The following is a 3,497-nucleotide window of genomic DNA, read 5'->3' on the forward strand; positions in this document are numbered from 1 at the left end:
TGGGGTGGGGGGGGGGGGGTGGTTGTCGCCCCCGGGGGGGGGGCGCCCACCCCCCCGCCGGGGCCCCGCCCCCCCCGCCGCCGCGCCCCCCCCCCCCGGCGCCGCGACGACGATGGACACGCGGGCGCCGCCGACGCCGGACTGCTGCGCCATCGCCAGCGCATGCTGCGGGTGCGATGCGAGGCCGGGGTAGTAGACGCGCTCGACCGCCTCCTGCGCCTCGAGCCAGCGCGCCAGCTCCAGGGCACGGGCGCTCTGCGCCTGCATGCGGATGGACAGCGTCTCCAGGCCCTTCAGCACGACCCAGGCGTTGAACGGCGACAGGCACATGCCGGCGCTGCGCATCACCGGCACGAAGCGCTCGTTGACGAGCTGCTCGCTCGCGCACAGGGCGCCGGCGATGACCCGGCCCTGGCCGTCAAGGTACTTGGTGCCCGAGTGGACGACGAGATCGGCACCGTAGTCCATCGGCCGCTGCAGGGCCGGCGTGCAGAAGCAGTTGTCAACCGCCAGCCAGGCGCCGGCCCCGTGCGCGAGCCCGGCCAGGGCCCGGATGTCGCAGACCTCGGTCAGCGGGTTCGTCGGCGACTCGGCGAAGAAGAGCTTCGTGTCCGGCCGGACAGCGGCGCGCCAGGCGGCGACGTCGGTCTGCGAGACGAAGCTCGTCTCGACGCCGAACTTCGCGAACTCGCGGCCGAACAGCATCACCGTCGAGCCGAACACGCTCTGCGAGCAGACGACGTGGTCGCCCGCCTTCAGCAGCCCCATGCCGAGGAGCAGGATGGCGCTCATCCCGCTCGACGTCGCGATGCACGCTTCGGCACGCTCGAGGGCGGCCAGGCGGCGCTCGAGCATGGTCACCGTCGGGTTGGTGAAGCGCGAGTAGATGAACGCCTCTTCCTCGTTGGCGAAGCGCGCGGCGGCTGTCTCCGCATCCGGCTGGATGAAGCTGCTGGTGAGAAACAGCGCTTCCGAGTTCTCGCCCCAGGCGCTCGGCGGCAGCCCCTCGCGCACGGCGAGCGTGTCCGGCCGGGCATCGGCCGGCAGGCTCACGCGGGGGATCTTCGCCCCGGCCATCAGGCCGCCTCGGCGGCGCTCTGCAGCGTCAGCGGGCCGCGCCCGGCCGACGTGTCCTCCTCGTCGGCCTGGCCATGGCGCTGCGCGGCCATGGCCGCGAAGTCGGCCTCGCTGACGTCGCCGGTGATGTAGACGCCGTCGAAGCACGAGGCCTCGAAGCCGTCGAGCTTCGGATTCAGGGCCCGGACCACGCGCTTCATGGCGGCGATGTCCTGGTAGATCAGGGCGTCGGCGCCGATGAACTGGCGGATCTCCTCGATGCTGCGGCCGTGCGCGATCAGCTCGTCCTTGGTCGGCATGTCGATGCCGTACACGTTCGGGAAGCGCACCGGCGGCGCCGCCGACGCGAGGTAGACCTTCTTCGCGCCGGCGTCGCGGGCCATCTGCACGATCTCCTTCGAGGTCGTGCCGCGGACGATGGAGTCGTAGACCAGCAGCACGTTGCGGCCCTTGAACTCGACCTCGATCGCGTTCAGCTTCTGGCGCACCGACTTCTTGCGCACGCCCTGCCCCGGCATGATGAAGGTGCGGCCGACGTAGCGGTTCTTGACGAAGCCCTCGCGGTACGGCTTGCCGATCTTCTGCGCCAGCTGCATCGCCGACGGCCGGCTCGATTCCGGGATCGGGATGACGACGTCGATCTCCGACGGCGGCATCGTCGAGATCAGGCGCTGGGCGAGCGTCTCGCCGAGGTTGAGGCGCGCCTGGTACACCGAGACGCCGTCCATCACCGAGTCGGGCCGGGCCAGGTAGACGTACTCGAACATGCATGGGTGCAGCGTCGGGTGGTCGGCGCACTGGCGCGTATGGATCGTGCCGTCCAAGTCGATGAAGACGGCCTCGCCGGGGGCGACGTCGCGGGTCAGGGTGTGCCCGGTGCCGACGATGGCGACCGACTCGCTGGCGACCACGATCTCGGGGCCGTCCGGGCCGCTGCCCTCGCCGAACGAGAGCGGCCGGATGCCGAACGGGTCGCGGAAGGCGAGCAGGCCGTGGCCCGCGATGAGGGCGACGACCGCATACGAGCCGCGGATGCGCCGGTGCACCGCGCTGACCGCGGCGAAGACGACGTCCGGGGACAGCGGCTTGTCGCGGACCGCACGCTCGAGCTCGTGCGCGAGGACGTTGATCAGCACCTCGGTGTCGCTGCCGGTGTTGATGTGGCGCCGGTCGATGTCGAACAGCTCCTGCTTCAGCGCGCCGGCGTTGGTGAGGTTGCCGTTGTGGACGAGGACGATGCCGTACGGCGCGTTGACATAGAAGGGCTGCGCCTCCTCCTCGCTCCAGGCGTTGCCGGCGGTCGGGTAGCGCACCTGACCGAGGCCGACGGTGCCCGGCAGGGCCCGCATGTTGCGGGTGCGGAAGACGTCGCGGACCATGCCGCGCGCCTTCTGCATGAAGCACTTCGTGCCCTGCATGGTGACGATGCCGGCAGCGTCCTGGCCGCGGTGCTGCAGCAGCAGCAGCGCGTCGTAGATCAGCTGGTTGACCGGGGCCTTCGAGATCACGCCGACGATTCCACACATGGCAAGTTCCTCGAATCAGTCGGACACGGCGACGCTCAGATGCGATTCCGATCCGGGGTCTCGTCGCCCGGCGGCGGGACGGAGGACAGCACCTCGCGCAGCAGCTCGTCCAGCCAAGCCGCACCGCGCGACTCCTGCCACGCCGGCAGCCGACCGAGCGGCGTGTAGGCCAGCACCGCCGCGAGCGCCAGCAGCACGAGCACGCCTCGGGCCAGGCCGAACACCGCACCGAGCAGGCGGTCGAGCGGGCGCAACGGCGTCGCGCGCACGAGCCGCGCCACCGCACGCGCCGCCAGCCCCCAGACGAGCAGCACCACCACGAAGGCAGATGCGAACCCCGCCACCCGATTCAAGGTCGACCCGGTCTCGCCGATAGGCAGGTGGGCGGCCAGCACCGGCCCGAACCACAGGGCCGCGAACCACGCCGCGAACCAGCCGGCGAGCGAGAGAAGCTCGAAGGTCAGGCCGCGGAACAGGCCGACAAGCGCCGACAGCACGATCGCGCCGAGCAGTGCCGCGTCGATCCATCCGATGGCCGGCCATTCCATCGATACGCATCAGAGCGTCAGCACCACGGCGGCGAGCCCCGCCGCCTTGGCCTTGGCGAGTGCCGCATCGGCCTCGCCGCGGGTCGCGAACGGACCGACGCGGACGCGGATGCGGCTGCCCGACGGCGTCTGCGCGACCTGGGTGTAGGTCTTGAGGCCGAGCTTCTCGACTTGCCGGCGGGTATCGCGGGCGGCATCCGCGTCGGCGAAGGCGCCGACCTGGAGGACGAAGCGCGCGCCTTCGGCAGAGGCTGCCGGGCGGGCCTCGAGCAGTGCCCGCGCCTTGTCCTCGTCGGTCGGCGTCGTGCCGGGCACGGGCTCCGTGGCGCGCGCCGTCGGCACGGGT

The 3,497-nt window shown here is 71.6% G+C and carries 4 protein-coding genes; all 4 read right to left on the minus strand.

The genetic code is table 11. The features are described from left to right. Positions 1-1,077 (minus strand): aminotransferase class I/II-fold pyridoxal phosphate-dependent enzyme (locus tag AC30N0_RS12555; RefSeq protein WP_489518245.1); only part of this gene is annotated, 1,077 nt, incomplete at its 3' end. After that, positions 1,077-2,603, minus strand: a complete 1,527-nt coding sequence (purF, locus tag AC30N0_RS12560) for an amidophosphoribosyltransferase (protein WP_489518246.1) — start codon at positions 2,601-2,603, stop codon at positions 1,077-1,079. The genes AC30N0_RS12555 and purF, both read right to left, overlap by 1 nt. A gap of 35 nt (positions 2,604-2,638) precedes the next feature. Beyond that, entirely contained in the window at positions 2,639-3,151 is a 513-nt protein-coding gene (locus tag AC30N0_RS12565; RefSeq protein WP_489518247.1) for a CvpA family protein, read from the minus strand. 9 nt (positions 3,152-3,160) lie between these two features. Further along, on the minus strand, positions 3,161-3,497 hold a 337-nt coding region (locus tag AC30N0_RS12570), incomplete at its 5' end, for an SPOR domain-containing protein (RefSeq protein WP_489518248.1).

It is taken from the genome of Rhizobacter sp., from assembly GCF_031412495.1.
Taxonomy (GTDB): Bacteria; Pseudomonadota; Gammaproteobacteria; order Burkholderiales; family Burkholderiaceae_C; genus Schlegelella_A.